Annotated in this window: 4 protein-coding genes and 1 pseudogene; 3 read left to right on the forward strand and 2 right to left on the reverse strand. The window is 72.0% G+C overall.

Annotated features, from left to right (window positions below):
• Together OP86_RS36295 and OP86_RS32135 are read right to left on the reverse strand one after the other, a co-directional pair.
• Nucleotides 1-117 (reverse strand): annotated as a pseudogene (locus OP86_RS36295) (electron transfer flavoprotein subunit beta); the annotation flags it as partial.
• Nucleotides 118-408: 291 nt separating this feature from the next.
• On the reverse strand, nucleotides 409-822 hold the full coding sequence (locus OP86_RS32135; RefSeq protein ID WP_030055155.1) for a thioredoxin family protein: 414 nt from the start codon (nucleotides 820-822) through the stop codon (nucleotides 409-411).
• A 225-nt stretch (nucleotides 823-1,047) separates the two neighbouring features.
• Here OP86_RS32135 and OP86_RS32140 point away from each other — a divergent pair, with 225 nt between their 5' ends.
• The 3 genes from OP86_RS32140 to OP86_RS32150 all read left to right on the forward strand — a co-directional run bounded on the left by OP86_RS32140 (nucleotide 1,048) and on the right by OP86_RS32150 (nucleotide 3,986).
• Complete coding sequence (locus OP86_RS32140) at nucleotides 1,048-1,473, forward strand: DUF4395 domain-containing protein (protein ID WP_030055156.1); 426 nt, start codon at nucleotides 1,048-1,050, stop codon at nucleotides 1,471-1,473.
• A 264-nt stretch (nucleotides 1,474-1,737) separates the two neighbouring features.
• Nucleotides 1,738-2,508, forward strand: coding sequence for a lysophospholipid acyltransferase family protein (locus tag OP86_RS32145; protein ID WP_030055157.1), 771 nt, complete (start codon nucleotides 1,738-1,740; stop codon nucleotides 2,506-2,508).
• Nucleotides 2,509-2,678: 170 nt separating this feature from the next.
• On the forward strand, nucleotides 2,679-3,986 hold the full coding sequence (locus OP86_RS32150; protein WP_030055158.1) for a TolB family protein: 1,308 nt from the start codon (nucleotides 2,679-2,681) through the stop codon (nucleotides 3,984-3,986).
• Nucleotides 3,987-4,133 lie beyond the last annotated feature (147 nt).

Here is a 4,133-nt window from a genome sequence, read left to right on the forward strand (position 1 = left end):
CAGCTCCGACAGGAGGCCGTCCACGCCATCCCGGTCGGTGGTGTGGTCGTCCGCGAAACGACGGTCACCCGTCGCATCCGGCACGTACTTCACACAGACAACGATCCTCAAGCTCACGGCCTGTCTCCTGTACTGGTCTCGTCCGGCGGCTGCGGCGGTGCAAGCGGGCACGAACACGGCTGCGCACCCGCTCCGGGCAGCGAATTCCCGTGCCGGTCCGGAACTTCCTGGCAGCATACTCGCCGGTATCGCAGCGGTCACTACTGGCCAGTAGCTTATGCCGTTCGGCTGCGCCCTCCGCCTGCGCCCATCCTGCCCCAGCCGGGGGCGGACTCCACCTGACACGGCAGGTCTCCCCCACCGGATTCCCGCGCGGGAGCTCACCGCGGGACCCCGGCGCGGAACGCCTCAGACCGCCTGGCCGAGCGCCGCGATCACGTCCACCGTGCGCGGCTGCCCCGACGCCCGACGCACCACCCGGCCGTACGCGTCCAGCACCAGCACGGTCGGCGTCCGCCGGATCTCCAGCCGGCGGACCAGCTCCAGCTGCGCCTCCGCGTCCACCTCGACGTGCTCGACCCCGTCGACCATCCCGGCCACCTCGGAGAGCACCCGCCGGGTGGCCCGGCAGGGCTGGCAGAAGGCCGTCGAGAACTGCACCAGCGTCGCCCGCGAGCCGAGCGGTCCGCCCACTTCCGCCTCCGACAGCCGTACCGTCCCGTCCTTGGTGCGCACCCTCATCCTTCCGTCGCTCCCGGCCCGCAGCAGCCCGAACATGGTCGCCACCGCCAGTGCGACAACGCACACCACCAGCCCGGTCATCCCCCCAGTCTGCGCCAGCGCCCGGTGGCTCCGAAAGACGGTCGACCGCCGGGTGCGGGCCACGTACGATCGGCCGGTGGACTCCGAGCGCTCCTCACCGCCGTTGCCGACCTGCCGCCGCGTCACCGACCGGGGCCGGGCCTCCACCTCCCGCTCCCACTTCCGCTGACGCCCTCGCCGCCGCCGTCCGCCGCTGCCGCCCGTCGCGACCCTCCCGGAGCCCACGTGCAGACCGACCCCCGCGGTCCCCGTTTCGCCGCCACGCTCACCTCGGCCGTCCTGATCCTCGTCCTCCTCACCGGCAGCTGCGCCCTCCTGGCCGCCCAGGCGCTCGTCTTCGCACTCGGCGCCTTCGGCGGCTTACGGTTCTCCCCGTACGACTGGCTGTTCCGGACCTTCGTCGCCCCCCGGCTCGCGCCGCCGTCCGAGACCGAGGACGAACGGCCCCTGCGCTTCGGCCAGGGCATCCTCACGGTCTTCGCCGCCGTCGGCACCCTCGGCCACATCGCCGGCGTGACCTGGCTCTGCCTGCTGGCCACCGCGGTCGCCCTCACCGCCGCCTTCCTCAACGCCGCGTTCGGCTACTGCGTGGGCTGCGAGCTCTACCCGGTCGTCCGGCGCGCCCAGGGCCGCCTCACGGCCGGCGCCTGACTTCCGGCCGGCCACCGGTTCCACCACCGCGGCGCCCCCGGATCCGGGGAACGGAAAAGTTCCCGTTCGAATTCTTCACGGAGATCACACCGTGAAAATCGGCTTGACCGGACGGCTCAGGTGACAGCAGGCACTCGTTCGGGGGATCATCTCCGTGTATCACCCGTGACCGCCGCGGAGTGCCGTGCTCCGGTCGGCGCAACCCGCGCAACGGCGCGGGTCCCCGCCGTACCGGGCTCCGGCCCGTGGAAGTCAGGACTGACCGTGGCAGAGTTCGTGTACCCGCCGGTGATCGGCGCCGCACTCACCGCCTTCCGTGCGCTCGATGTGCGGATCAAGATCGTGGGTGCCGAACACATCCCCGCCAGGGGGGGAGCGGTACTGGTCAGCAACCACATCAGTTACCTGGACTTTCTCTTCGCAGGGCTCGGCGCGTACCGCGGCGGCAAGCGCAAGACCCGCTTCATGGCCAAGGACGACGTCTTCAAGCACCGGATCTCCGGCCCGCTGATGCGCGGCATGAAGCACATCCCGGTGGACCGCACCGACGGCCAGCCCGCGTACGAGGCCGCCGTCACCGCCCTCAAGGCCGGCGAGGTCGTCGGGGTGTTCCCCGAGGCGACGATCAGCCGCTCGTTCATGCTGAAGAAGTTCAAGACCGGCGCCGCCCGGATGGCCGCCGACTCCGGCACCCCGCTGCTGCCCGTCGTGCTGTGGGGCACCCAGCAGCTCTGGACCAAGGGCCGCCCGAAGACCCTGACCAAGCGCCGCGTCCCGGTCACCATCATGATCGGCGAACCGATTCACCTCGCGCCGGGCGACAAGCCCGTCATGGTGACCAGAAGACTCCGCGCCGCCATGAGCGAGATGCTCGACCGGGCCCAGCGCGAGTACCCCGGCAAGCCCTCCGGACCGGAGGACTCCTGGTGGCTGCCCGCCCAGCTCGGCGGCACCGCGCCCACCCTGGAGGTCGCCGAAGCCGAGGACGAGGCGGAGGCCCTCGCCAAGGCCGAGCGCCGCGCCGCCCGAGGCTGACCCTCCCCCTCCCCACTGCTACTCCGTGCGACCGAGCGAACGCCGTCCGTCGCGTGTCGCCCGGCGCCGACGTCCCCCGTCTGACACAGTGACAGCTCCTCTCAGGGGCCTTCGTCCTGAATCGGCGACGGGGGCGATACGTCGAGCGGTCGGAAAGGTCGGAGACGGAGATGGCACGGATCACCGGAACACGGCAGTCACCCACGAACAGGGCCCGCACCCGCGCAAGCGCCGGTGCGGGCCTCCTGCTTCTGGGCACCCTGCTCGCCGGCTGCGGGGCCGAACCCGGGGAGATCCCGCTCTCCGAGATCCGGCCGGAGTCCCCCTCCGCCACCCCCGAGGCGACGCCCACCGCAACCCCCGGCGTGGTCGGCGCGGCCGCCGGCACGCCCGCGGCGGCCACCGCGCACAACGGGCTGATCGTCAGCCGAGCCTACACCGACGCCTCCCGCAGCACCAGCGCCATCGTCACCCTCTCCTCCGACGGCAGCGGCCAGCACCAGATCACCCAACCGCCGGACCGCGCCCGCGACGACCGCCCCGACTGGTCCCCCGACGGCGCCACCGTCGCCTTCGACCGCACCGACCCGCAGACCGGCACCGCCCGGCTCTGGACCGTCGCCACCTCCGGCGAGAGCGCCCACCAGGTCGGCCAGCTCTGCGACAGCGGCACCGCCGACTGCGCCAACGAGGACGAACGCGCCCCCGCCTTCTCCCCGGACGGCAAGCAACTCGCCTTCAGCCGCTCCTGGGGCCCCCTGGACCCGGCCGGCAACAAACAGACCCAGTACTCGGACCTCTACCTGATGAACCCCGACGGCACCGACGTCCAGCGGCTCACCTTCCTCACCAACGACAAGCCCTACTCCGGCTCGGTCAGCAACCCCAGCTGGTCCCCCGACGGCAAGCAGCTCACCTTCGAGTACCGCACCAGCGCCACCGGACAACCCGCCAACAGCCGCGCCATCTACGTCGTCAGCGCGGACGGCACCGGCCTGCGTCAGCTCACCCCCTGGGAACTGCGCGCCGGGGACCGCGCCGGCTGGTCTCCCGACGGCACCCGGATCCTCTTCACCACCTACCCGGCAGGCCCCGACAACGCCCCCGGCGGCGGCATCTACACCGTCCACCCCGACGGCACCGCCATCGGCGCCCTCACCCCCGCGCCCTCCGACGCCTTCTACGGCACCGCCGCCTACGCACCCGACGGCAAGTCCATCGTCTTCACCCAGGCCTCGGCCGGAGCCGGCGCCGACCTCTACCGCATGCAGCCGGACGGCACCGGCGTCGCCCGTCTCACCAACAGCGCGGACAAGTGGCTCGCCCGCCCGGCCTGGGGAACGGCTGAGCCCTCGACCGCGCTCTCGACCGCTACTCCGTCGGCATCTCCGTCGGCCACAGCGACCCAGGAGGCCCAGCCGCCCGCACGAGCCCAGGGACAGCAGCCCACGGAGGAGCCGGAGCCCCAGGACGAGTGAGCCGGCGGGCGGAACGGGGACAAACGCAGTACCGAAACGCGATACGGAAACGCAAAAAGACCCCTTCCCGAACGGGAAGGGGTCTTTTCGGAATGATTGTTCGGCGGCGTCCTACTCTCCCACAGGGTCCCCCCTGCAGTACCATCG

Source organism: Streptomyces novaecaesareae (assembly GCF_000716875.1).
Lineage (GTDB): Bacteria > Actinomycetota > Actinomycetes > Streptomycetales > Streptomycetaceae > Kitasatospora > Kitasatospora novaecaesareae.

Bases quoted from the DNA above. Each gene is read 5' to 3' on its own strand.
- OP86_RS32150 (WP_030055158.1), top strand. From the start codon at position 2,679: ATGGCACGGATCACCGGAACACGGCAGTCACCCACGAACAGGGCCCGC.
- OP86_RS32135 (WP_030055155.1), bottom strand. From the start codon at position 822: ATGACCGGGCTGGTGGTGTGCGTTGTCGCACTGGCGGTGGCGACCATG.